General features: G+C 73.7%; 14 protein-coding genes, 3 tRNA genes and 1 pseudogene. 9 read left to right on the top strand and 9 right to left on the bottom strand.

Translation table 11 applies throughout. From position 1 onward, the window contains the following. Positions 1-177: 177 nt before the first annotated feature. Positions 178-2,595, bottom strand: a complete 2,418-nt coding sequence (locus ACZ4UX_RS21450) for a transglycosylase domain-containing protein (RefSeq protein ID WP_465707828.1) — start codon at positions 2,593-2,595, stop codon at positions 178-180. A 278-nt stretch (positions 2,596-2,873) separates the two neighbouring features. Further along, positions 2,874-2,947: transfer RNA gene (locus ACZ4UX_RS21445), tRNA-Lys, on the bottom strand. Between the two features lie 220 nt (positions 2,948-3,167). Here ACZ4UX_RS21445 and ACZ4UX_RS21440 point away from each other — a divergent pair. Next, positions 3,168-4,043, top strand: a complete 876-nt coding sequence (locus ACZ4UX_RS21440; protein ID WP_465707827.1) for an alpha/beta fold hydrolase — start codon at positions 3,168-3,170, stop codon at positions 4,041-4,043. A 96-nt stretch (positions 4,044-4,139) separates the two neighbouring features. Here ACZ4UX_RS21440 and ACZ4UX_RS21435 read toward each other — a convergent pair. From ACZ4UX_RS21435 to ACZ4UX_RS21420, 4 genes are all read right to left on the bottom strand, one after another. Then, a tRNA-Lys gene (locus ACZ4UX_RS21435) sits at positions 4,140-4,213 on the bottom strand. Positions 4,214-4,308: 95 nt separating this feature from the next. Next, the gene (locus ACZ4UX_RS21430) at positions 4,309-6,396 is read right to left on the bottom strand and encodes an ABC transporter ATP-binding protein (protein WP_465707826.1); all 2,088 of its coding nucleotides are present in this window, start codon (positions 6,394-6,396) and stop codon (positions 4,309-4,311) included. Then, positions 6,393-7,481 carry an ABC transporter permease gene (locus ACZ4UX_RS21425; RefSeq protein WP_465707825.1) on the bottom strand — a complete coding sequence of 363 codons (1,089 nt, stop codon included), beginning with the start codon at positions 7,479-7,481 and terminating at the stop codon, positions 6,393-6,395. Before ACZ4UX_RS21425 ends, ACZ4UX_RS21430 begins: the two co-directional genes overlap by 4 nt. A 16-nt stretch (positions 7,482-7,497) precedes the next feature. Continuing rightward, on the bottom strand, positions 7,498-8,478 hold the full coding sequence (locus ACZ4UX_RS21420; RefSeq protein ID WP_465707824.1) for an ABC transporter permease: 981 nt from the start codon (positions 8,476-8,478) through the stop codon (positions 7,498-7,500). A 318-nt stretch (positions 8,479-8,796) separates the two neighbouring features. Here ACZ4UX_RS21420 and ACZ4UX_RS21415 point away from each other — a divergent pair, with 318 nt between their 5' ends. Beyond that, the gene (locus tag ACZ4UX_RS21415) at positions 8,797-10,503 is read left to right on the top strand and encodes an ABC transporter family substrate-binding protein (RefSeq protein ID WP_465707823.1); all 1,707 of its coding nucleotides are present in this window, start codon (positions 8,797-8,799) and stop codon (positions 10,501-10,503) included. A 557-nt stretch (positions 10,504-11,060) separates the two neighbouring features. Then, positions 11,061-12,275: a low temperature requirement protein A gene (locus tag ACZ4UX_RS21410; protein WP_465707822.1), complete on the top strand. Its 1,215-nt coding sequence runs from the start codon at positions 11,061-11,063 to the stop codon at positions 12,273-12,275. Positions 12,276-12,514: 239 nt separating this feature from the next. Here ACZ4UX_RS21410 and ACZ4UX_RS21405 read toward each other — a convergent pair. Beyond that, positions 12,515-13,387: pseudogene (locus tag ACZ4UX_RS21405) on the bottom strand (LysR family transcriptional regulator); the annotation flags it as partial. Positions 13,388-13,564: 177 nt separating this feature from the next. On the opposite strand from ACZ4UX_RS21405, the gene snpA (ACZ4UX_RS21400) reads away from it, so the two are divergent. The 5 genes from snpA (ACZ4UX_RS21400) to ACZ4UX_RS21380 all read left to right on the top strand — a co-directional run bounded on the left by snpA (ACZ4UX_RS21400) (position 13,565) and on the right by ACZ4UX_RS21380 (position 18,576). Beyond that, a complete protein-coding gene (gene snpA / locus ACZ4UX_RS21400) occupies positions 13,565-14,212 on the top strand; it encodes a snapalysin (protein WP_465707821.1) in 648 nt (215 codons plus the stop codon). A gap of 190 nt (positions 14,213-14,402) precedes the next feature. Further along, complete coding sequence (gene snpA, locus ACZ4UX_RS21395) at positions 14,403-15,029, top strand: snapalysin (RefSeq protein ID WP_465707820.1); 627 nt, start codon at positions 14,403-14,405, stop codon at positions 15,027-15,029. Between the two features lie 162 nt (positions 15,030-15,191). Then, positions 15,192-15,848: a pentapeptide repeat-containing protein gene (locus ACZ4UX_RS21390; RefSeq protein ID WP_465707819.1), complete on the top strand. Its 657-nt coding sequence runs from the start codon at positions 15,192-15,194 to the stop codon at positions 15,846-15,848. A gap of 174 nt (positions 15,849-16,022) precedes the next feature. Further along, a complete protein-coding gene (locus ACZ4UX_RS21385) occupies positions 16,023-18,095 on the top strand; it encodes a phosphocholine-specific phospholipase C (protein WP_465707818.1) in 2,073 nt (690 codons plus the stop codon). A gap of 202 nt (positions 18,096-18,297) precedes the next feature. After that, complete coding sequence (locus ACZ4UX_RS21380) at positions 18,298-18,576, top strand: hypothetical protein (protein ID WP_329487770.1); 279 nt, start codon at positions 18,298-18,300, stop codon at positions 18,574-18,576. A gap of 95 nt (positions 18,577-18,671) precedes the next feature. Here ACZ4UX_RS21380 and ACZ4UX_RS21375 read toward each other — a convergent pair whose 3' ends face one another. Continuing rightward, the gene (locus ACZ4UX_RS21375; protein WP_465707817.1) at positions 18,672-21,956 is read right to left on the bottom strand and encodes a S41 family peptidase; all 3,285 of its coding nucleotides are present in this window, start codon (positions 21,954-21,956) and stop codon (positions 18,672-18,674) included. Between the two features lie 212 nt (positions 21,957-22,168). Between ACZ4UX_RS21375 and ACZ4UX_RS21370 the strand changes: the two genes are divergently transcribed. Beyond that, positions 22,169-23,857 (top strand): chitinase, encoded by a 1,689-nt coding sequence (locus ACZ4UX_RS21370; protein WP_396490632.1) that lies wholly within the window; start codon positions 22,169-22,171, stop codon positions 23,855-23,857. Between the two features lie 143 nt (positions 23,858-24,000). Here ACZ4UX_RS21370 and ACZ4UX_RS21365 read toward each other — a convergent pair. Beyond that, a tRNA-Lys gene (locus ACZ4UX_RS21365) sits at positions 24,001-24,074 on the bottom strand. Between the last annotated feature and the right edge of the window lie 133 nt (positions 24,075-24,207).

Genomic DNA, 24,207 nt, shown 5'->3' with positions numbered 1-24,207 from the left:
TTGTTTGTTTTGTTGTTTATACGGGGAGGGGGGGGGGGGGGGAGGTCCCGCAGGGGTGCCACCCCCGAAAGGGGAAGAGAGGAGCGGGCCGAAGCGGCGCCGGGGGGACCCCCCCCCCCCCCGGGCCCGTCGGACGACGCCGCCCGCGGCCGGCTACTGCCCGGTGCCCGCGGCTGGCTACTGCCCGGTGCCCGCGCCGGCCCCCGCCGGCGACCCCGCGCCCGTGCCCGCACCGGACCCGGTGCCCGTCCCCGTGCCGCCCGAAGGCTGGGGCGCGGTGGTCGGCCCGGTGGTCGGGGCCGTGGTGGGCCCGGTGGTCGGCTGCGGCGACCGGGTGGGCCGGCCGGTCGGCTGGGAGGTCGGCTGCTGGGTCGGCTGCTGGGTCGGTGCGGTGGTCGCGCCACCGGACCGCGAGCCGTCCTGGTCCGTACCGGCGGAGCCGCCCGGGCCGCCCGGCGTGCCGGTCGGGCCGGAGCCGTTGCCCGCACCGCCGGTCGTCCCGCCGGTCGCGCCGCTCCCGGGCGTGGCCGGCGGCGAGGCCGACCCGGACGGCGACGGCGAGCTGTCGGCGGTGCCGGCCGTGCCGCTGCCGCCCGACCAGTCCTTGCCCGAGGGCTCGGCGAAGTCGGTGACCGGCTGCCCCTTGAGCGCGGCCTTCATGTAGCTCGTCCAGATCTGCGCGGGGTACTGGCCGCCCGCCGCGCCGTCGATCCCGCCGGTACCGCTGAGGCTGACCTGGGCGCCGCTGCCCGGGTCCTGGCCGAACAGCGCCACCGAGGTCACCAGCTCGGGGGTGTACCCGACGAACCAGACCGACTTCTGGTCGTCCGTCGTCCCGGTCTTGCCGGCCACCGGGCGGCCCAGCGACTTCGCCCGCCAGCCGGTGCCGCCCGGGTCGCCGACGACGCCCTCCAGCATCGAGGTCACCTGGCGGGCGGTCTCCTCGCCGACCGCCTGGGTGGTCTTGTGGGCCGGCAGCGCGAGCGCCTCGCCCTCGCGGTCCACCGACTGCACCAGCCAGGGGGTGATCTGCTTGCCGCCGTTGTCCAGCGTGGCGTACACGCCGGCCATGTCGAGCACGCTCGGGGTGGCGGCGCCGAGCGGGATGGACGGCACCGGGTCGAGCCCGGGGGTGTTGCCGGGCAGGCCGAGCGCGACGGCGGTGTCGCGGACCTTCTGCAGGCCGGTGTCCTGGGCGAGCTGGGCGAACACCGAGTTCACCGACCAGTCGGTGGCCTGCTGCAGGGTGACCTGGCCGTAGCTCTTGTCGCCCTCGTTCGGCGGCGCGTACGGGGTGCCCTTGCCGCCGCGGACCTTGCGCCCGCTGGTGCCGTCGTAGACGGTGCGCGGGGTGACGGTCTGGCCGGACTGGGTCTTGGCGCCGTTCTCCAGGGCCGCCGCCAGGGCGATCGCCTTGAAGGTGGACCCGGCCTGGTAGTCCCGGCGGGTGGCGTTGTCCACGTAGTGCTTGGTGTAGTCGACGCCGCCGTAGAGGGCGACCACGCCACCGGTCCTCGGGTCGACGGAGACGGCGCCCGCCTGGGCGTTCGCGTCCTTCTTCCGCTTGTCCGGGTCGAGGGTGTCGTGCAGCTGCGCCTGGACCGAGTCCTGGAGGGCCTGCTGGCGCGCCGGGTCGACGCTCAGCTTGATGGTGTAGCCGCCCTTGGCCAGCTCGGACTCGGTGATGACGTTGTTGGCGGTGAGGTACTCGGTCGCCGCGTTGACCAGGTAGCCGGCCTGGCCGGAGAGGCCGAGCTGGGCCTGCGGGCCCTTGACGTCGGGGAAGGCGGTGGCGGCCCGCTCCTCGGCGGAGAGCCAGCCCTCCTTCACCATGCCGTCCAGGACGTAGTTCCAGCGGTTGACCGCGTTCTGCTTGCCGGCCGGGGTGGCGGTGGCCACGTCGTAGGCGCTCGGGGCGTTCAGCAGGGCGGCCAGGTAGGCGCCCTGCGCCGGGTCGAGCGCGGCGGCGTCGACACCGAAGTACTGCTGGGCGGCGGCCTGGATCCCGTAGGCGCCGCGCCCGTAGTACGAGGTGTTGAGGTAGCCGGACAGGACGGCGTCCTTGGTCTCGGTGGCGTCCACCTTGATCGCTATGAAGAGTTCCTTCACCTTCCGGGTGACGGACTGCTTCTGGCTCAGGTAGGTGTTCTTCACGTACTGCTGGGTGATCGTCGAGCCGCCCTGGGTGCCCTCGCCCTTGGCCGTGTTGACGGCGGCGCGGACCAGACCGGACACGTTGACGGCGCCCTCGTGGTAGAAGTTGCGGTCCTCGGCGGCCAGCGCGGCGTGCTGGGCGGCGGGGGAGACCTTGTCCAGGCCGACGTTCTGCCGGTTGGTCTGGCCGGTCCGGGCGACCACCGAGCCGTCCTGGTAGAGCCAGGTGTTGCTCTGGGCGGTCGCGGCGGCGTGCGCGTCCGGCACCTTCACCAGGGCGATGCCCAGGGCGAACAGGCCGACGCCGAGCAGCAGCGCGGCCGCGAGGCCGAGCAGGCTCATCCGCCAGGTCGGGATCAGCCGGCGCCAGCCGGTGCGCTTCGGGCGGCGCGGCCTGCGGCCGCCGGCCGGACCCTCCGGGGAGCGCTTCAGGCGCTCCACCGGGCGGAGCCCGAGGGACGGCGTGCGTCGGCCGCTCCGGGTGTTTGGGGACAAAGCGGCAGCCTTTCCTGCGGGCGAACCGTGCGGCCAGCACAAAACGGGAATGTCGACGGTTGGGGACCTTTGCCCCGTTTCCGGTGTACAGCCCAGGACGTGCCGAGCGGGCCGGTTGGCTCCGCCGAAGCGGCAAGCGAGACCGACATCACACGCAAAACGGACGCCGAAGGGCAAAAAATCAGGGAGCCTCTCGCGACTGCGAGAGGCTCCCCAAGTGTCTGTGCGCCGCCAGGGACTCGAACCCCGGACCCGCTGATTAAGAGTCAGCTGCTCTAACCAACTGAGCTAGCGGCGCCTGCTGACCTGGAGAACAATACACGGTCCGGCCGGGTGCCCCGAACCACCGGGGGCGAAGGGCCCGTCCACCCCCGGCGCGGCGCCCGTTTCCGCCCGGTTGGGGCGGAGTTCGTGCCCGGTTAGGGTGGGAACGTGCCCAGCTCCCACCCCGGCCGCCGGGGGACCCGGCTCGCCGTCGTCCTGCTGCTCCGGCCGGCGGGCGAGGGGGTGGAGCCGCGATGACCGGACCGGGGGCGCACGGCTCCGCGATGTTCCTGCGGATCGACGGGACGCCCCTGCACGTGCGCGCCGAGGGCGGCGGACCGGTCTGCCTGCTCACCGGGGGGCTGGGCAGCAGCTGGTTCGACTGGGACCTCGTGGTGCCCTTCCTCACCCCCTACCGGACGGTGGTCCGCTTCGACCGGCCCGGGTACGGGCTGAGCGCCTCCGAGCCCGCCACCCGGCCGCCCCCGACGGCGGCGGGGGAGGCGGCCCGCATCCGGGGCGTGCTGGACGCCCTCGGACTGCGCGAGCCGTGCACGGTGGCGGGCCACTCGCTGGCGGGGTTCCACGTCGAGGCCTTCGCGCGGCTCCACCCGGGCCGGACGGCCGGGCTGGTCCTGCTGGACGGCAGCGTCGAGCCGGACCCGCGGCCGCTGCCGGCCCCGGGGCTGCGCGACCTGGCGGCCCGCACGGTCGCGGGCGCGGCCACGGCCGTCGCGGCGCCGTACCTGCTCGGGCCCACCGTGCGCGGGCTGGTCGCCCGGGCGACCACCGTCCGCCACGAGGACCTCGCCCCGGCGCCGCTGGTCCGGCACTGCTACCGGACCGGGCGCGCCCTGCGCGCCCTGCTCCGGGAGAACGCGCGCTACCTCGACATGGCCGCCGAACTGGACGAACTGCGGGGCACCGCACCGCTGCCGCCCGGACTGCCGGTCACCGTGCTCGCCGCCGACGACGGGTGCCGCGGCAGTCGCACCCGGGACTGGCTGGCCGAGCAGCGCGGTCTGGCCGCGCTGCTCGGGGGCGACTTCCGCAGCACGGCCCCGGCCGGGCACCTGCTGATGTTCGACCGCCCGGACGCGGTGGCCTCGGCGATCCTGGACACCCGCTGAGCCCCGCGCCGGAGCCCTGCGCCGGAGCCCCCCGGCGCAGGCCCCGGAAACGCCTCAGGCCGCCCACCGGAGTGGACGGCCTGAGACCTTGCCATGTGCGCCGCCAGGGACTCGAACCCCGGACCCGCTGATTAAGAGTCAGCTGCTCTAACCAACTGAGCTAGCGGCGCCTGCTGACCCGCACGACATTACACGGAGTCCGGCCGATCTGCCGAATCGAGACGATCCGGTCACGCCCGGTGACGGTCGGCGCCGCCGGGTGCCACTACTCCGGGTAGTGGCACGCCGCCTGGTGGTCCAGGTCCGGCGCGGGGCCGGTCAGCGGCGGGGCCTCGGTCTCGCAGCGGGTGCGCGCCCCGGCTTCGAGCCCGGCGTAGACGGGGCAGCGGGTGCGGAACGGGCAGCCGGTGCGCCGCGCGGTCGGCGAGGGCGGGTCGCCGGCCAGCAGGATGCGGCTGCGGGCCCGCTCGGCGGCCGGGTCCGGCAGTGGCACGGCGGAGAGCAGCGCCCGGGTGTACGGGTGCCGGGGCCGCTCGAAGACGGCGGAGACCTCGCCCTGTTCGACGGTCCGCCCGAGGTACATCACGCTCACCCGGTCCGCGAGGTGCCGGATCACCGACAGGTCGTGCGAGACGAAGAGGTAGGACAGGCCCAGTTCGGCCTTGAGCGACTGGAGCAGGTTGAGCACCCCGGCCTGGATGGAGACGTCCAGCGCGGAGACCGGTTCGTCCAGCACCAGCAGCTCCGGCCGGACGGCCAGGGCCCGGGCGATCGAGATCCGCTGGCGCTGTCCGCCGGAGAACTGGTGCGGGTAGCGGACGGCGTGCGCCGGATCCAGGCCGACCTGCCGCAGCAGTCCGGGCAGCCGGCGGCCGATCTCCGCACGGTCGGTGCCCTGGGCCCGCAGCGGTTCGGCGACGATGTCACCGATCGGCATCCGGGGGTCGAGGCTGGCCATCGGGTCCTGGAAGACGATCTGCAGGTGGGACCGCATCCGGTGGGCGGCCGAGCGGGAGAGCCCGGCGGTGTCCTGCCCGAGCAGCTCGATCCGGCCCGACTCCGGCCTCGCGAGCCGCAGCAGCTCGAACAGGGTGGTGGACTTCCCGGAGCCGGACTCGCCGACCAGGCCGAGCGTCTCGCCCTGCCGGATGTCCAGCTCGACCCCGTCCACGGCGTAGACCTCGCCGATCCGGCGCTTGAAGACGGTGCCCTTGAGCAGCGGGAACGTCTTGGTGAGGCCGCTGACGGAGAGCACCGCCGGGCGCTCCCCGCGCGGCCCGGGCACGGCGGCCGCGGCCGGTGGCACCGGCGGTACGGGGTAGACCTCGGCGGGCGCGGGCCGGCGTTCGGCCAGTTCCCCCGCCCGTACGCAGGCGGCCAGGTGCGCCTCCTCGGCACGCCCGCCGGACGCCGCCGGTCCGCCCAGGCCCGGTTCCGCCGTCCGGCACCGCTCCTCGACCAGCGGGCAGCGCGCGGCGAACGGGCAGCCGGGCGGCAGTTCGGCCATCGGCGCGGGGGCGCCGGGGATCGGCACCAGCGGTCCGCCCCGGCCGTCCAGCCTCGGCACCGCGCCGATCAGGCCCAGCGTGTAGGGGTGGCGGGGCGCGGCGAAGAGTTCGTCCACGCCGGCCGTCTCGACCACCCGGCCCGCGTACATCACGGCGACCCGGTCGGCCATCCCGGCGATCACCCCGAGGTCGTGGCTGACCAGGACGAGCGCGGCGCCGGTCTCGCGCTGGGCGGTGCGCAGGACGTCGAGCACCTGGGCCTGGATGGTGACGTCCAGGGCGGTGGTGGGCTCGTCGGCGAGCAGGATGTCGGGGTCGTTGGCGATGGCCATGGCGATCATCGCGCGCTGGCGCATCCCGCCGGAGAACTCGTGCGGGAAGCTGTCCAGCGCGCGGTCCGGGGCCGGGATGCCGACCAGGTCGAGCAGTTCGGCGGCCCGCTTGCGGGCGGCCTGCCTGTCGAGGCGCTGGTGGATCCGGAGCGCCTCGACGATCTGGTCGCCGATCCGGTAGACGGGAGTGAAGGCGGAGAGCGGGTCCTGGAAGACCATGGCGACCCGGCTGCCGCGGATGGCGGCGAGCTCACGGCCGGGCAGGCCGACCAGCTCCCTGCCGTCCAGGGCCACCGAGCCCCGGACCCGGGCGGTGCCCGGCAGCAGTCCGAGCACGGCCAGGGCGGTCACCGACTTGCCTGAGCCGGACTCGCCGACGATGCCCAGGGTCTCGCCGCGGCGCAGGCTGAGGTCGACGCCGCGGACGGCGGGGACGGTGGCGCCGCGCGGTCCGGTGAAGTCGACCCGCAGGTCGCGGACGGCCAGCAGCGGGGTCTCGACGGTGGTGGTCACGTTCTTCCGCGCTTCCTACGAGTCCTACGAGGGGTACGGGCGACCTCGGTGGTCGGGTCGAGGGCGTCGCGCAGCCCGTCCCCGATCAGGTTGACGGCCAGGACGAAGAGCACCAGCAGCCCGGCGGCGAAGTAGAACAGCCAGGGGAACACCGGGGCGTCGCTGGTCCCGGCGGCGAGCAGGGTGCCGAGCGAGACGTCGGGGGCCTTCACACCGAAGCCGAAGTAGGAGAGCGCGGTCTCGCTCATCACGGCGCCGCCGACCGCGATGGTGGCGTCGATGATGAGGAAGGAGGCGACGTTCGGCAGGACGTGCCGGGTGATGACGCGCAGCGGCCGCACCCCCATGAACTGTGCGGCGCGGACGAACTCGCGCTCGCGCAGCGAGATGGTCATCGAGCGGACCACCCGGGCGGTGATCATCCAGTTGAAGAGGGCGAGCAGCAGCACGAAGGCGAGCCAGCCGGTGCCCTTCAGCCGGGGCGAGATGATCGTGATGATCAGGAAGCTGGGGAAGACCAGCATCAGGTCGACCAGGAACATCAGCACCCGGTCGGTCCAGCCGCCGAAGTACCCGGCGCAGGCGCCGACCAGGGAGGCCAGCACGGTCGAGAAGAGCGCCACCAGCAGGCCGATCACCAGGGACTTCTGCAGTCCGCGGACGGTCTGCGCGAAGACGTCCTGGCCGACCCCGTTGGTGCCGAACCAGTGGCTGCCGGAGGGGGGTTGGCGCAGGGCGGTGTAGTCGGGGGTGGCGTAGTCCCAGGGGGTGAGGTACTGGCCGCCGAAGGCGAGCGCGAACAGCAGCAGGACGACGACGGTGCCGGCCACCGCCCAGCGGGCGGCGAGCAGCCGGGCCAGGACGAGCCGGCCGCGGCCGGCCGCCGCGGGGGCGCCGACGGGTGGGGCGGCGACGCCCGGGGCGGCCGCGACGGCGGGTAGGTCGAGCGCGCCCGGGGCGCCCGCGACGAGCGGCAGCACGGGTGTGGCCGGTACGGCGGGGGCGGCGGGCGGGGCGGGTACGGCGGAACCGGTGGACCGGGCGGGCTCGGCGGGCTCGGAGGGTTCCGTGGTGACGGCGGTCATGGCGGCTCTCCTCCGGTCAGGACCGCACGCGCGGGTCGAGGGCGGCGTGCAGGGTGTCGGCGAGGAAGCCGGAGGCGAGCACCACCACCGCGGCGAACAGGTTCACGGCGACGACCGAGTTGACGTCCTGTTCGTTGATGGACTGGATGAACCACTCGCCCATCCCGTGCCAGCCGAAGATGGTCTCGGTGAAGGCGGCGCCCGTGAAGATGCCCAGGAAGCTGTAGGCGAACATCGTCGACATCGGGATCACCGCCGTCCGCAGCCCGTGCTTGACCAGGGCGCGGCCGCGGGTGAGGCCCTTGGCCTCGGCGGTGCGCAGGTAGTCGGAGCCGAGCACGTCGAGCATGGTGCCGCGCTGGTAGCGGCTGTAGGTGGCGAGGCCGCCGAGCGCCAGCGAGAGGGTGGGCAGCAGCAGGTGCAGCGCCCAGTCGCCGAGGTGGGCGCCGATCCCGCCGGCCAGCCCGGGGGTCTCGTAGCCGGTGAAGGGGATCACCTCGTGGCCGGCGACGTCCTTGGCGGCGATGGCGCCGTTCTTGAGGAAGAGCGCGACCAGGAAGACCGGGGTGGAGAGCATCACGAAGGAGAAGACGGTGAGCAGCCGGTCGGACATCCGGTACTGGCGCACCGCGCTCCAGGCCCCGGCGGCCACGCCCAGGGCCATCCCGAGCAGACTGCCGATGAGCAGCAGGCGCAGTGACACCCAGATCCGCCGGCCGAAGTCGTCCGCCACCGGGGTGTCGTGGATGGTGCGCCCGAGGTCCCCGTGGAGCAGGTCGCCGGCCCAGCGGCCGAAGCGCTCGACGACGGGGGTGCGGTCGTTCAGGTTGAGGTCGGTGAGCTGGCGCTCGACCGAGGCGGCGGCCGGTCGCGGCACCTTGGCCTCGAAGTAGGCGCGCGGCTGGAGGGCGGCGGCGGACAGCGCGTACGCCAGGAACACGGCGGCTATCAGCAGCACCGCGTAGTAGCTGAGCCGCTTCGCCAGGTAGCGGAGCATCAGCGGCCGCCCGGGGTGGGGGCGGGGCCGACGCGTGGGGTGGGCATCGGTGGGTGGCCTTCGGTCGGTGGCCCTGGTGGAGCCGTCGGGGAATGTCCAGGTCAGGAGTGTTGCACCGGCTCAAGGCCGGGGTGTTGCGGCAGTGTTGCCGTGCGTTTCGTTTGGATCAGGTGTGAACTCCGCCCCCTGGTACTCGTGCTGATCGGCTGTTACGTTCGCTCCGCCGGCACCGACTTGGCTGCCCACGCTCAAGCTTCGCCACACCTCGCGACGCTCAACCCTCACCAACCTGATGGATTTCACCCGGGGGGAACCCTCATGGACGCTTCCACCACGCCCGTACGCCGTGCCGGCCGGGCCGCCGTGCTCGCCCTGGCCGTCGCGCTGGCCGCCACCGCGTGCAGTTCGGGCGGCGGCGGGTCGGCCGACAAGGTGGCCAAGAGCGAGCCCCCGAGACAGGGCGCGATCGACGTCAACGCCAAGTCGCCGGACCAGCTGCGCGACGGCGGGGAGGTCCGGTTCCCGCTCTACCAGTGGATCACCCAGTGGAACCCGTTGCAGGTGGACGGCCGCTACGGGGACGCGGTCGAGATCATGCGGGCCCTGGAGCCGAACCTCTTCACCACGGACGAGACCGGCACCTTCAAGCCGGCCCCCGACTACCTGGTGGACGCCAAGGTCACCTCGACCTCGCCGCAGGTCGTCACCTACAAGCTGAACCCGAAAGCCAAGTGGTCGGACGGCAAGCCGCTCGGCTACCTGGACTTCAAGGCGGACTGGGAGGCCAGCGGGGGCAAGAAGGACGGCTACAACATCGCCGACTCCTCCGGCTACGAGCTGATCTCCGGGATCGAGCAGGGCGCCGACGCCTCCGAGGTCAAGGTGAGCTTCTCGGAGCCGTACGCGGACTGGCAGAACCTGTTCCGTCCGCTGATCCCGGCAGCCGGGATCAGCACGGCCGACGACTTCAACAAGGGCTGGGTCGAGAAGATCCCGATCACCGCCGGCGCGTTGAAGATCGGTACGGCGGACAAGACCGCGCAGACCATCACGCTGGTCCCGGACCCGGCCTGGTGGGGGAACAAGCCCAAGGTCGAGAAGATCACCTTCCGGGTGATGTCCCAGTCGGCGACCACCCAGGCGTTCCTGAACAACGAGATCGACTTCGCCACGGCGGGCACCGCCACCGCGTACGGGCAGCTCAAGGACGCCAAGGACGCGGTGATCCGGACCGCCAGCCCGTGGGACGAGGTGCACATCTCGTTCGGCGGCGGCGGCCCGCTGGCGGACCAGAAGGTGCGCCAGGCGCTCGGCAAGGCACTGGACCGCCCCTCGCTGATCAAGATCGCCAACAACGGCGTGCCGGTGGAGTTCAAGCCGCTGGGCAACCACATCTTCATGCCCAACCAGGCCGGCTACCAGGACAACTCGGGCGAGTGGGCCAAGTTCGACCTGGCCGCCGCCAAGAAGGCGCTGGACGAGGCGGGCTGGAAGGAGGCCGGCAGCGGGCAGCCGCGCACCAAGGACGGCCAGCCGCTGACCCTGCACTGGGTGCTCACCGACGCCGCTCCGCAGGCCCAGCTCGACCTGGCCACCGCGGCCCAGTCGATGTGGCTGGCGGCCGGTGTGAAGGTCGAGCTCGACAAGGTCCCGAGCAACGACTTCTTCACCAAGTACGTCAACCCGGGCAAGTTCTCCATCGCCAGCTGGCGCAACACCGACTCGTTCCCGCTCTCCAGCAGCCTCGGCAACTTCCGCCTGCCGCAGGGCGACAACGTCTTCGGCAACTACTCCAAGCTCGGCACGCCCGAGATCGACGGGCTGCTCAAGAAGGCGGCCGGCACCATCGACCCGGTGGAGGCCGCGAAGCTGTACAACCAGGCGGACGCCAAGATCTGGGAGCTCGGCCACACCGTCGAGCTGTACCAGCGGCCGACGGTCGTCGCGAGCCGCAAGGGCCTGGCGAACTACGGCGCGTTCGGCCTGGCGAGCGTCGACTACACCACGGTGGGCTGGGAGAAGTAGCGGCCGCCACCGCGGCGGTGGTGGCGCCGGCGGCACGGCGGGCGTCGACGGCACGGCGGGCGCTGGCGAGCAGCGCGGTGATCACGAGGCCGGTGGTGCGGACACGGGTGGAACGGCTCCGCCGCCCCCGCTGTCCTGCCACCGGTCTTGACCTTCCGCGATGCCCGCAGGCACCCGTGTCGTGGGGTCCGTCCGGACCCGCGCGCCTCCAACCGGGGAAAATCTAGCGGGGAGATCCGGGTGGCCGGGCCGTCCGGCGGGGGCGCGCCGGAAACCCGTCGTGCTGTCACCCGGTTCGCGCACCGCGTCGTCAACTCTCGCTGACGGCAAGGCGGAACGGACCGGGGCGCCCGGAGCGGCGCGGTGCGGGAGCGGCGTGCGGGCGTACCGGACGCGGGTCGGCGTGGCGCGCCCGGGGGCCCGAGCGGTCTCCCCGCGCGGGCGTGGGGCGCTCCGGCCGGGCGCGGGGCGGCCGCGCCGGTGCGTGCGCCGGGCCCGGGCCGCTGCCAGGATGCGGCGGGTACAGCCCGCCCGCCCCGGAGCCCGGAGAACCGTCCATGACCAGCGATCCCGCCGCAGCACCCCGCCCGCACCACGTCGACCCGCGTCCGGTGCGCCGGATGGTCCCGCGCAGCCGGGACGAGCCGCACCGGGTCGCCACCCCGCTGGAGCTCTTCTTCGACCTCTGCTTCGTGGTCGCGGTCGGCCAGGCCGGTCGGGAGCTCGCCCACGACCTGGCCGCCGGCCACTACGGCGACGGCCTGCGCGGGTACGTCTTCGCCTTCTTCGCGATCTGGTGGGCCTGGATGAACTTCACCTGGTTCGCCTCCGCCTACGACTGCGACGACGTCCCCTACCGGGTCACCACGCTGGTCCAGATCGCCGGGGTGCTGATCCTCGCCGCCGGGGTGCCCCGGATGTTCGCCGAACAGGACCTGGTGCTGTCGGTCGTCGGCTACGTGGTGATGCGGCTGGCGATGGTCACCCAGTGGCTGCGCGCGGCGGCCAGCGAGGAGGGGCAGGCCCGCGGGGTGGCACTGCGCTACGCGGCCGGCATCACGCTCTGCCAGCTCGCCTGGGTGGTGATGCTGCTGCTGCCGCACGACGCCCGGGCGTACGTGATCCCGATCGGCATCGTGGCCGAGCTGTCCGTGCCGGTGATCGCCGAACTGCGGCTCCGGACCAGCTGGCACCCGCACCACATCGCGGAGCGGTACGGCCTGTTCACCCTGATCGTGCTCGGCGAGACGGTGGCGGCGGCGACCGTGGCGGTGCAGTCGGCGGTGGACGAGCACGAGGGGCTGGCCCGGCTGCTGCCGGTGGCCGGCGGCGGTCTGCTGATCTGCTTCTCGGCCTGGTGGATCTACTTCGCCCGGCCGGTCCACGACCACCTGCGCACCAACCGGCAGGCCTTCTCCTGGGGCTACGGCCACTACCTGGTGTTCGGCTCGGCGGCGGCGATCGGCTCGGGCCTGGAGGTCGCGGTGGAGTCGGCGGTGCACAAGGCGCACGTCTCGGAGACGGTCGCCACCGCGACGGTGACCGTGCCCACCGCGATCTACCTGTTCACCGTCTGGCTGCTGCACTCGCGGCACACCAAGAGCGGGGTGGAGCAGGCCATGCTGCCCGCCGCCTCGGTGGCGGTGCTGGCGTGCACGGCGGCGGGCGGCTCCGGCGTCCTGGTGGCGGGCCTGGTGACGGCGGCCACGGTGGCGGTGGGCGTCGTGCTGCACGCGCGCAGCGACGCCCGGGCCGCCGCCGGCGCGGTCTGAGGCTCCGGCCGGCCGGGGGCGGCCGCGGCCGGGTGCCCGGTGGAGTCGCCGTGCGGGCCGCCGGTGGAGTGGCCGGTGGCTTGCCCGTGGGAGTGGCCGACCAACTGCTGGAGCGCCTGGCCGTGCCGGGACAGCCAGCCGAGGTAGGTCGGACTGACGCGGGCCAGGTCCAGGTAGGCGGCCCGCAGCTCCCCGTAGAGCGCGTCCAGGGCCGGCGGGCTGAGCGCCCGCGGCCGCCAGGTGAGCAGCAGCCGGACGGCCAGCGGGTCGCCGTGCACCGGCCGCACGACGGTGCCGGGCCCGGGGGCCGAGGTCGGCTGGCAGGGGCGGACGGCTTCGCCGGAGGCGACCAGCTCGGCGGCGGTCGCGTTGTCGCGCACCTGCACCACGCGGGGGTTGAGCCCGGCCTCGCTGAAGACCCGGCGCATCGCGGCGTACTCGTGGTCGGCCGTCGGGTCGACCATCCAGGTGTCCTCGGCGAGGTCGGCCAGGTGGACCACCGGCCGGGCGGCGGCCGGGTGGCCCGCGGCGAGCGCGACGAACTGCGGCTCCCGGGCCATCAGGACCCGGTGCTCGGTGTCCGCCGGGACCTTCAGCGGGAAGCCCTCGCTCTCGTGCACGAAGGCGACGTCCAACTGGTCGGCGGAGACCATCCGCAGCAGGGCGTTGGCGGAGATGTCGATGTGGATGGTGGTGTCGGTCTCCGGCAGCCGGTCGTGCACCCGGCGCAGCCAGGCCGCCACCGCCCTGCTGCCCACGCTGCCGATCCGCAGCCGCCGGGCGCGCTCGCCGCTGGCGGTCTCACGGGCCTCCTGGCGGGCGGCGGCGACCAGCGCGGCCATCTCGGCGATCACCGGCCGGGCCCGGGACAGCACCGAGTGGCCGAGCGCGGTGGGCCGGCTGCCGGTCTGCTCGCGGGTGAACAGCGTGCCGCCGACGGCCCGTTCGATGCGGTGCAGCTGCGTGGTGAGGGAGGGCTGGGTCATGCCGAGCTGGAGCGCAGCCTTGCGGAGGCTGCCGCTGTCGGCAATCGCGCACAGCACCCGGAGGTGTCTCACGTCGAGCTCCACGTCGGGAGCATAACGGTCAATTCGGTGTGACGCCAGGGACATGACAGGTCGTCCGTCCGAACACCCCCGGCTCCGCGGGTGATTGCCCGGTGCTATCGCCGGTTGACATCATCCGCCGCGCGGCCGCGCTGACCCAAGCTCTGGGGACAGCAAGCATTCATCCGATGCCCGCGACCGGCCCCCACCGGCCGCGGCGCACCCCACCATCGGAGCCCCCACATGCACCGCATTCCGCGGACGTTCTCCGCTGCCCTGGGCCTGGCGCTCGCCGCCGGCCTCGCCGCCCTGCCCGGTACCGCGACCGCCGCCCCCGCGACCGGCGCGGCCCAGCACTACACCGCCGCCGCCTCGGCGCACCCGGGCACCGGGAGGGCCGACAACCAGGCGTTCTACGAGGCCGTGATGAAGTCCGCGCGGGCGAAGCAGGCGGCCACGCCGTACCTGAAGGCCGTCGTGGTGACCTACGACGCGAGCAACGCGCCGTCCTTCGCCTCCGAGATATCCCGGAGCGCCCAGATCTGGAACGGCTCGGTCGCCAACGTCCGCCTCCAGTCCGGCGCGAACGCCGACTTCTCGTACTACGAGGGCGACGACCCGAGCAACGGCTCGTACGCCAGCACCGACGGCCACGGGTCCGGCTACATCTTCCTCGACTACACCCAGAACCAGGAGTACGACTCCACCCGGGTCACGGCGCACGAGACCGGCCACGTGCTCGGCCTGCCGGACCACTACTCGGGCCCGTGCAGCGAGCTGATGTCCGGCGGCGGCCCGGGCCCCTCCTGCACCAACCCTTACCCGAACAGCACCGAGCGCAGCCGGGTCAACTCCCTGTGGCGCAACGGTCTGAGCGCCACCACGCGCTGACCGGTCCGCGGGCGCCCGCGCCCCGCCGGTCCCTCCCGCCCCACCTCGTCGGACCGCTCCACCGCCCCACGGTGGAGCGCTCCGCCCGCCCCACCGCTCCGCCCGCTCCACCGTTCATCAGTTCACCCGTTCACCCGTTCGCCGTGGCCCACCCCCAGCGGCCCCGGCACCCGCGAACAGGAGCCCCCACATGAACCGCATCTCCCGCACGCTCTCCGCGGCCGTCGGCCTGGTGCTCGCCGCCGGCCTGGCCGCCCTGCCCACCACCGCCGTCGCCGCGCCCGCCCCGGCGGTCCAGGGCTACACGGCCACCACCGCCTACGCCGGCTCGGCCGCCGAGGACGCGAACAACCAGGCGTTCTACGAGGCCGTGATGAAGTCCGCGCTGGCCAAGCAGGCGGCCACGCCGTACCTGAAGGCCGTCGTGGTCACCTACGACGCCAGCAGCGCGCCGACCTTCCGCAACCAGATATCGCAGAGCGCCCAGATCTGGAACGGCTCGGTCACCAACGTGCAGCTGCGCTCCGGGACCAACGCCGACTTCTCGTACTACGAGGGCAACGACTCGCGCGGGTCCTACGCCAGCACCAACGGGCACGGCCAGGGCTACATCTTCCTGGACTACGCCCAGAACCGTCAGTACAACTCCACCCGGGTCACCGCGCACGAGACCGGCCACGTGCTCGGCCTGCCGGACCACTACTCGGGCCCGTGCAGCGAGCTGATGTCCGGCGGCGGCCCGGGCACCTCCTGCACCAACCCCTACCCGAACAGCACCGAGCGCAGCCGGGTCAACTCGCTCTGGCTCCGCGGCTGACCCCTCGGCCGATCCCCGGTCGGACTGCGTGACCGCGTGACCGCGTGACCGCGTGAACCGCCGACAGGGCCCGGCCGCTCCCCCCGAGCGGCCGGGCCCTGTCGGTGCCGCGTGCGAGCATGCCGACGAGGACCAGTCCACCGACCGCGAGGTACCGCCGCCATGCCGCTCTCCGTCCCCGACCGCCTGGCCGACCTGCCGTACGCCCACCTGCTGCGCCCGCACTCCGGCCCGCTGCGCAGCGACGAGCGCTACGACACCGTCCACTTCGACGGTGGCGAGTACACCGACCAGTCCGCCGGCGGCGCCACCTTCCTGGAGTGCGCCTTCACCGGCGTCGCGCTGAGCGGGGTCAGGCTGCGCCGGGCCCGCTTCAACGAGGTCTGGGCCCAGGCCGGCCGCTGGGTGGCCTGCGACCTCAGCGACACCGAGTGGCAGGACAGCGCCGTCACCGGCGGGGTGCTGGCGGGGGTGGCCGCGCACGGTTCGGCGCTGCGCCGGACGGTCTTCCGCGGCTGCAAGCTGGAGGCGGTCAACCTGCGCGCCGCCGTCCTGCGCGACGTCGTCTTCGAGGACTGCCTGCTGCGCGACGTGGACTTCGGCGACGCCAAGCTGACCGAGGTCTCCTTCCCGGGCTCCACCCTGGAGGAGGTCCGGTTCCGCGGCGCCAAGCTGACCAAGGTGGACCTTCGCGGCGCCGTCCGGCTGGGCCTGCCCGACGGCCACCAGGGCCTGCAGGGCGCCGTCATCAGCTCCCCGCAGCTCCTCGAACTGGCACCGCTGTTCGCCCAGGCCCTGGGGATCACGGTGAAGGACTGACCCGGGGCGGTGAGCCCGCCGTTCAGACCGGCGTCGCTCGGTGACGACCGGGCGAACAGTCCGCCAACCCTGCCCCGGCCCTCTGGTGGGGCGGTCCGGGCGGCGGGAGGATGCTGCGCGATCGAGCCCCAACTTGTGTGCACAACATCGCCAGTGAAGGGACGGGCTGGGCTGATGGCCGAGCTGAGTCGTAGAAAGTTCGTCGCGTTGTCCGGAGCCGCCGCGGCCGGCCTGGCCGTGGCCGGGACCACCGGTGCGGGGGCGGCGCCGGGCGCGCCCGCCGCGGCGCCGTCGGCGGCGCTGTCGCAGACCGGCACCATCGCGGACGCGAAGCACATCGTCATCCTGATGCAGGAGAACCGCAGCTTCGACCACTACTTCGGGATGCTGCGCGGCGTGCGCGGCTTCGCCGACCGCAGCGCGATCCAGATCGCCAACGGGTACAGCGTCTTCAACCAGCCCAACGGGCTCGGGCGGCAGTACCCGTGGCAGTTCAGCGCCACCAAGCCGGCCGGCGGCGCCGACCCCGAGCGCCTGGCCCAGTGCAACGGCGACCTGGCTCACGGCTGGTCCGACCAGCACCGGGCGTGGAACGGCGGCAAGATGGACTCCTGGGTCGCCGCCAAGGGCAACGTCCGCACGCTCGGGTACCTCACCCGCCAGGACATCCCGTTCCACTACGCGCTTGCCGAGAACTGGACCATCTGCGACGCCTACTTCTGTTCCGTCCTCAGCGCCACCGGCCCCAACCGCACCTACCACTGGTCCGGTCAGATCGACCCGGACGGCGCGGCGGGCGGCCCGGCGAACGACGGCGGCGACGAGAAGGGCCTGCGCTGGCAGACCTACGCCGAGGCGCTGGAGGGCGCCGGCGTGAGCTGGAAGGTCTACCAGAACGCGGCCGACAACTACGGCGACAACGCCCTGGCCTACTTCACCGCGTTCAGCTCCGCCCCGGCCGGCAGCCCGCTCGCGGTCAAGGGCATGGGCTCCGTCCCCAGGGCGACCGGCCGGACCCCGGACGACATCGTCGCCGCGCTCAGGGCCGACGCGCTGAACGGCACGCTCCCGCAGGTCTCCTGGATCGTCCCCGACCAGGGCTCCTCCGAGCACCCCTACTCCACCCCCCAGGACGGCGCGCACTTCGTCCACAACGTGATCGACGCCCTGGCCGCCGCCCCGGACGTCTTCAACTCCACCGTCCTCTTCCTCAACTACGACGAGAACGACGGCTTCTTCGACCACGTCCCGCCGCCCGCCGCGCCGGCCGGCACCCCGGGCGAGTTCTACGGCGGGACCAACATCGGCCTCGGCTTCCGCGTCCCGATGATCGCCATCTCGCCCTGGACCCGCGGCGGCTGGGTCAACTCCGAGGTCTTCGACCACACCTCGGTGCTGCGCTTCCTGGAGAAGTGGACGGCCGCCATCGGCAAGCCGGCCACCTGCCCCAACATCACCGACTGGCGCCGCCGGGTCTGCGGCGACCTCACCAGCGCCTTCGACTTCGCCAACCCGGTCTACGGCCTGCCCGCCCTGCCCAACACCGACGCGGTGATCGGCATGTCGAGCTGCGGACCGCTGCCCAACCCGGCGCCGGTCGACAACAAGCTGCCCGTCCAGGAGCCCGGCACCCGTCCGGCCCGCGCCCTGCCGTACCAGCCGAACGCCAACCTGGACCGCCTGGAGTTCGGCTCCGCCGGGGCGATCAAGGTCTGGCTGACGATGGCCAACGAGGGCGCGGTCGCCCAGAAGTCGGCGCACTTCGCGGCCTACGCCAACGCCTACCGCAGCGGCGGGCCCTGGCAGTACACCGTCGACCCGGGCGGCAACCAGAGCGACTTCTTCAACTGCGGCACCGGCTTCGGCGGCGGCCCGTACGACCTCTCGGTGGTCGGCCCCAACCGCTTCCTGCGCCGCTTCAGGGGCGATGCCACCAAGGCGGGCAAGAACGCGGCGGTCACCGCCTCGTACGCGGTCGAGCCGGGTACCGGGAAGCCGGCGCTCTACGTCAAGCTCGCCAACACCGGCACCACGGCGCTGACCTTCACCATCACCTCGAACAACTACCGCACGGACGGCCCCTGGACGTACCAGGTGCCGGCCGGCGGCAGCGTGAGCGACTTCTTCAACGTGGTCGCCTACACCAACGGCTGGTACGACTTCACCGTCACGGTGACCGCGGACAGCTCCTGGTCGCAGCGGTTCACCGGCCACCTGGAGACCGGCACGGCCAGCGTCAGCGGCTGATCCCCGGGCGCTGGATCCAGCCACCGGATCCAGCCGCCGCCGGACTCGGCGGCCCCCGGGAGGACGACGGTCGGTGATCCCCCGGGGGCCGTCCGCACGCGGGCTCCCGGGGGCCGGGGCCCGGGCGGCCCGCCAGCGGATGCGCCCGCCGGACACCGGTGTGAGAGTGGGGGCAGCCCGGAAGTCGTCCGGAGGAGGAGTCATGGGCATCTTCGACAGGTTCCGCCACAAGGCGCACGACGCCGCCGGGGAGGCCAGGTCCTCCTCACTCGGCGGGAGCCACGAACAGGACACCACCGCGATGACGGACCCCGCCCAGCGGGCCGCGCTCGCCCACGACGAGGCCGCCGACGCGTTCGGCGCCGAGACCGAACGGGCCCGCCGGGTCGGCGAGGCCCGGCAGACCCCCCGGGTCACCGAACGGGAGGCCGAGGAGCGGGCCCGCGAGGACATGACGGCCGAGGGCGATCCCTGGGACTGACGCCGACCGCTGATCGCCGACTGCCGACCGCTGATCGCAACGCGCCGTAGGGACGCGCCCGCCGGGCGCGTCCCTACGGCGTTCCCGGGCCCCGGTCAGTGCCCGCGCGGCGGCAGCGGCGGCCGCCGCAGGTTCGGCCGCGGGGTGTCGTCCGGCGGCGGGACGGCGGCCGGCGCGTCCTCCAGCAGGTCCAGCGCCAGCCGGACGGCCGTGACCAGCTCGGGGTGCTGGCCCCGGGCCCAGTCCTGTGGGGTGCGCAGCACGTGCACGTCCGGCTCCACGCCGTGGTTCTCCACCGACCAGCCGAGCCCGCCGGTGAACCAGGAGGCGTTCTTCGGCACCGAGATCTGCGTCCCGTCGCCGAGCGTGTGCCGCCCGGTCATGCCGACCACCCCGCCCCAGGTGCGGTTGCCGACCACCGGGCCGAGCCGCAGCAGCTTGATCGCGGCGATGATGACGTCTCCGTCCGAGCTGGTGGCCTCGTCGGCCAGGGCCACGATCGGTCCGCGCGGCGCGTTGCGCGGCCAGCGCACCGGCTGGCGCCCCCGGCTGAAGTCCCAGGCCAGCACCGGCCGGGTGAGCTTCTCCAGGACCAGCTCGGAGACGTTGCCGCCGGCGTTGCCGCGGACGTCCAGGACCAGCGCGGGCTTGTCCAGCTCCCGGCGGAGGTCCCGGTTGAACTGGGCCCAGCCCGAGCCGCCGAGGTCCGGGATGTGCAGGTAGCCGCACCGGCCGTCGCTGAACTCCCGGACCAGGGAGCGGCGCTTGGCCACCCAGTCCTGGTAGCGGATGGGCCGCTCGTCGGTCAGCGGGGTGACGGTGATCCGGCGGATCCCGGTGCCCCGGCCGTCCCGGCCCTCCCGGCCGCGCAGGGTCAGCTCGACGCTGGTGCCGCCGGTGCCGGCCAGCAGCGGGGCCGGACCGCGCACCCGGTCCACCGGGCGACCGGCCACCGCCAGCAGCTCGTCGCCGTCCCGGACGCCCTGGGAGGCCAGCGGGGCCCGGGCCCGCGGGTCGGAGGACTCGCCGGGCAGGATGCGGTCGACCAGCCAGCGGCCGTCGGCGGCGTGGCGGGCGTTGGCGCCGAGCAGGCCGAGCGGCTGCTGGACCGGTGAGGGCCCCTCGCCGCGCCGGGACGGCGTGACGTACGCGTGCGAGGTGCCCAGCTCGCCGAGCAGCTCGCGGAGCAGGTCGGCGAAGTCGTCCGGCCCGGCGATCCGCTCCAGCAGCGGCTCGTACTGGGCGACCAGCGCGGGCCAGTCCAGCCCGGACATCCCGGCGTCCCAGAACTGGTCCCGGACGATCCGGGCCGCCTCGTGGTACGCCTGGCGCCACTCGGCGGCCGGACGCACGGTGTGGGTGATCCGCCGCAGGTCCACGGTCGTGCCGGCGGACGGCGCGGTGACCGGGACGATCCGCAGGGTGCCGGCCGAGTAGACCGCGACCGAGCCGCCGTCGCCCGAGACGGCGTAGCCGTCCAGCTTGTCGGCCAGCGTGCTGCGGGTGCCCCGGGCCAGGTCGAAGTACTCCAGCGAGGGGCGGCCGGAGGTGTCGTCCGGGTTGGTGAAGGTCTGCCCGAGGGTGCCGGAGATCGGCCAGCGCAGCCAGACCAGCCCGCCCCGCACGGCGTCGGTCGCCGAGTACTTGGAGGCGATCACCGGGAACGGCAGCAGCCGCTCGCCGATGCCCTGCGGGTCCACGTGCACGGTGCCGTCCCCGCCGCCGTCGCCGCGCGGGGCGCCGTCCTCGGCGGGGGCGGCGAACGGGGACGGGGTGTCGGCGGTGAGCGGGACGAGGTAGGGGCGGCAGCCGAGCGGGAAGGAGAGGTCGCCGGTGTGCACGTCGTGCACCGGGTCGAAGCCGCGCCAGGACAGGAAGGCCAGGTAGCGGCCGTCCCGGGTGAACACCGGCTGCTCGTCCTCGAAGCGGCCGTCGGTGATCTCGGTGATCGGCGCGGGCACGTCGGTGCGGGTCAGCCGGATCCGGCGCAGGGAGCGGCCCGCGACCGGCTGGGACCAGGCGATCCAGTGGGAGTCGGGGGAGAAGCGGGCACCGCCGACCGGCCCGTGCTCGGAGGCGGCCAGTTCGCGGACGGCGCCGTCCGCGGTGGCGACCAGCAGCAGCCGTCCGTCGGAGGCGGCGGCGGCCAGGTGGGTGCCGTCGGGGGAGGCGGTGAGCTCCAGGACGCGGCCGAGCCGGCCGGCGGCGAGCACCCGGTGCCGGTGCGTCCCCGTGCCGTCCGCCGCCGTGTGCGCGCCGTCCGCCGCCGTCCCCGGATCGTCGCCCCCGGGCCCGGTGGCGTCGTGCCCGGGCAGCGGGACGATCTCGACCGCGTCCTCGCCCTGCGCGTCGGTGATCCAGCCCGCCTCACCGGTGTGCCCGAGCAGGACCGGCAGCCGGGTGCGCACGCCCGGGGTGTCGGCGAGCGCCCGGGCCGGGCCGTCCCGGTGGGTGAGCCAGTACTGGCTGCCCCGCACGGTGATCAGCCCGGCGCGGCCGGTGTGGTCGCAGGCCAGGTCCTTGACGTGGGAGGCGGCGCTCACCTGGTACGGCCGCCGGCCGGCCCGGGCGCCGCCGAGCGGCACCCGCAGCCGGTGCGGCGCGGGCGCGTCCAGGCCCTCCAGCACCCAGAGGTCGCCGGCGTGCTGGTAGACGATCCGGGTGCCGTCGGTGGCGGCCTCCCGGGCGTAGTAGGAGGCGTGGTCGGTGTGCCGGCGCAGGTCGGTGCCGTCGGGGCGGCAGGAGTAGAGGTTGCCGATGCCCTCGTGGTCGGAGAGGAAGGCGATCCGGTCGCCGACCGGCATGGGTGAGGCGAGGTGCCCCCGGTGGCCGGCCAGGACCTGCTCGCCGTCCACCCAGAGCCGGCCGGTGGCGCCGCCCCGGTAGCGCTTCCAGGCGGCCGGCTCGTGCGGCGCCGAGCCGGTGAGCAGCACGGTGTGCGCCCGGCTCAGCTGGGCGTCGCCGACCGGCCCCCAGGGCATCCGGCGGCCGGGGGAGCCGTCCGGCGGCAGCGCGTGCGCCCAGGTGTAGTGGCCGAAGGGCTCGTGGTAGGAGGTGACGGCGAGGAGTTCGCCGTCCGGCAGCCAGCCGCGCAGCCGGGTGTCCTGGCTGCCCCAGTAGCTGAGCCGGACGGCCTCGCCGCCCTCGACCGGCGCGGTCCAGATCTCGGGGGTCGGGCTCTGCCAGGCGGTCCAGGCCAGGGTGCGGCCGTCGGGGGAGATCCGGGGGTGGCTGACCCTGGTCCGGTCGCAGCTGACCCGCCAGGCACGGCCGACGGTGCCGCCGGGGGAGAGCGGGGCGATCCAGACGTCGTCCTCGGCGGTGAACGCCAGCAGGCCCCCGCGCAGGTGCGGGTAGCGGAGGTAGCCGGATGCCGTCATCTCTCCATGGTTCGACGGGGTGTTACGCGCGGCAACCGGACGCGCCGCGCGGCACGGTCCGACCGGTCTGGACCATTGACACCGCACGGCCGAATCCACTTCAGTGGTCTAGTCCAACTAGGGTGCGCGGTCGGGCCGAACCCCCACTGGCACGTACCTTCGCCGTGCCCTCGGACGTCCCCCACGATCCGCGCCCCCGCAGGAGTCCCCGCATGCGCAGAACACCTGTAGCCGCACCCGTCCCGCCCCGCCGGCGCCCCCGCACACTGCTCGCCGCCGGCACCGCCTCGGCCGTCGCCGCCGCGACCATGGTCGGCCTGACCCTCGGCCTCGCGCCCGCCGCCTCGGCCGGGGAGTTCCTGGTCAACGGCGGTTTCGAGAGCGGGGCCAGCGGCCCCTGGAGCTGCTCCGCCGGCACCGGCAGCGTCGTCACCGGCCAGGCCCACAGCGGCAGTTACGCCCTCGCCGCGGCCGCCTCGGCCGGTGACACGGCCCGCTGCGCCCAGACCGTCACGGTCGCCCCCAACACCACCTACACGCTCAGCGCGTACCTCAAGGGCTCGTACGTCTACCTCGGCGTGGACGGCGGCACCAGCACCTGGACGCCGGGCACCGGCGGCGCCTACCAGAAGCTCAGCGTCAGCTTCACCACGTCCGCGACCCAGACCAGCGCCACCGTGTACACCCACGGCTGGTACGGCCAGGGCACCTACTACGCGGACGACGTCTCGCTGGACGGCCCCGGCGCGCCCAGCCCGACGCCCACCGTGACGCCGACGGTCACGCCCACCGTCACCCCCACGGTGACCCCGACCGTCACGCCCACCGTGACCCCGACGGTCACCCCGACCGTGACGCCCACCGGCACGCCCACCGGGCCGGCCGGCAGCCACGCCCTGGTCGGCTACCTGCACGCCAGCTTCGCCAACGGCGCCGGCTACACCAAGGTCGCCGACGTCCCGGACTCCTGGGACTTCATCAACCTCTCCTTCGGCGAGCCGACCTCCGTCACCTCCGGCGACATCCGGTTCAACCGCTGCCCGGTCACCGAGTGCCCGGGGGTGGAGTCCGACGCGGACTTCAAGGCCGCGATCGCCGCCAAGCGGGCCAAGGGCAAGAAGGTGCTGATCTCGATCGGCGGCCAGAACGGCCAGGTCCAGCTCACCACCACGGCCGCCCGCGACGCCTTCGTCAGCTCGGTCTCGGCGATCATCGACAAGTGGGGGCTGGACGGTCTCGACATCGACTTCGAGGGCCACTCGCTCTCGCTCAACACCGGCGACACCGACTTCAAGAACCCGACCAGCCCGGTCGTCGTCAACCTGATCTCCGCCGTGAAGACGCTGAAGGCCAAGTACGGCCCGAACTTCGTCCTCACCATGGCCCCGGAGACCTTCTTCGTCCAACTCGGCTACCAGTACTACGGGTCCGGCCCGTGGGGCGGCCAGGACCCGCGCGCCGGCGCCTACCTGCCGGTGATCCACGCCCTGCGCGACGACCTCACCCTGCTGCACGTCCAGGACTACAACTCCGGCTCGATCATGGGCCTGGACAACCAGTACCACTCGATGGGCGGCGCCGACTTCCACGTCGCGATGACCGACATGCTGCTCAAGGGCTTCCCGGTGGCGGGCAACACCAACAACGTGTTCCCGGCGCTGCCCGCGAGCAAGGTCGCCATCGGCATGCCGGCCACCACCAACGCGGGCAACGGCTACGTCGCCCCCGCCGAGGTCAACAAGGCGCTGGACTGCCTCACCAAGGCCACCAACTGCGGCAGCTACGTCCCCAAGGCCGGCCCCCAGCCGAACCTGCGCGGCCTGATGACCTGGTCGATCAACTGGGACCAGTTCGGCGGCCGGGAGTTCTCCAAGAACTTCGACAGCTACTTCCGCCGCTGACCGACCACCGCTGACCGACCGCCCCGCCGGGCGCGCCGGACGGGATCGCCCCCGTCCGGCGCCCGGCGCCACGAGGTCCGGCTTCAGGGGCCCGGAAACGCCGGAAGGCCCCTCGCTCTCACGAGGGGCCTTCCGGTTGTCTGTGCGCCGCCAGGGACTCGAACCCCGGACCCGCTGATTAAGAGTCAGCTGCTCTAACCAACTGAGCTAGCGGCGCCTGCTGACGCGGAGAACATTACCTGGTCAGCAGCCGAAACTCACAATCGGGGGGCCGAACGGCCCCGGGGGGGGGGGGGGGGCCCAGGAACGGGGGTAGGAGCCCGGGGGGTGGGGGGGAAGCGGGGGCCTCG

It is taken from the genome of Kitasatospora sp. NPDC028961, assembly GCF_055564815.1.
Note: the sequence above shows the minus strand (reverse complement) of the source record. Positions and strands in the feature narration are given on the sequence as shown.

Coding starts and splice junctions, on each gene's coding strand:
- ACZ4UX_RS21425 (WP_465707825.1), bottom strand. CDS start 7,481: ATGACCGCCGTCACCACGGAACCCTCCGAGCCCGCCGAGCCCGCCCGG.
- ACZ4UX_RS21380 (WP_329487770.1), top strand. CDS start 18,298: ATGGGCATCTTCGACAGGTTCCGCCACAAGGCGCACGACGCCGCCGGG.
- snpA (WP_465707820.1), top strand. CDS start 14,403: ATGAACCGCATCTCCCGCACGCTCTCCGCGGCCGTCGGCCTGGTGCTC.
- ACZ4UX_RS21375 (WP_465707817.1), bottom strand. CDS start 21,956: ATGACGGCATCCGGCTACCTCCGCTACCCGCACCTGCGCGGGGGCCTG.
- snpA (WP_465707821.1), top strand. CDS start 13,565: ATGCACCGCATTCCGCGGACGTTCTCCGCTGCCCTGGGCCTGGCGCTC.
- ACZ4UX_RS21410 (WP_465707822.1), top strand. CDS start 11,061: ATGACCAGCGATCCCGCCGCAGCACCCCGCCCGCACCACGTCGACCCG.
- ACZ4UX_RS21420 (WP_465707824.1), bottom strand. CDS start 8,478: ATGCTCCGCTACCTGGCGAAGCGGCTCAGCTACTACGCGGTGCTGCTG.
- ACZ4UX_RS21415 (WP_465707823.1), top strand. CDS start 8,797: ATGGACGCTTCCACCACGCCCGTACGCCGTGCCGGCCGGGCCGCCGTG.
- ACZ4UX_RS21440 (WP_465707827.1), top strand. CDS start 3,168: ATGACCGGACCGGGGGCGCACGGCTCCGCGATGTTCCTGCGGATCGAC.
- ACZ4UX_RS21370 (WP_396490632.1), top strand. CDS start 22,169: ATGCGCAGAACACCTGTAGCCGCACCCGTCCCGCCCCGCCGGCGCCCC.
- ACZ4UX_RS21390 (WP_465707819.1), top strand. CDS start 15,192: ATGCCGCTCTCCGTCCCCGACCGCCTGGCCGACCTGCCGTACGCCCAC.
- ACZ4UX_RS21385 (WP_465707818.1), top strand. CDS start 16,023: ATGGCCGAGCTGAGTCGTAGAAAGTTCGTCGCGTTGTCCGGAGCCGCC.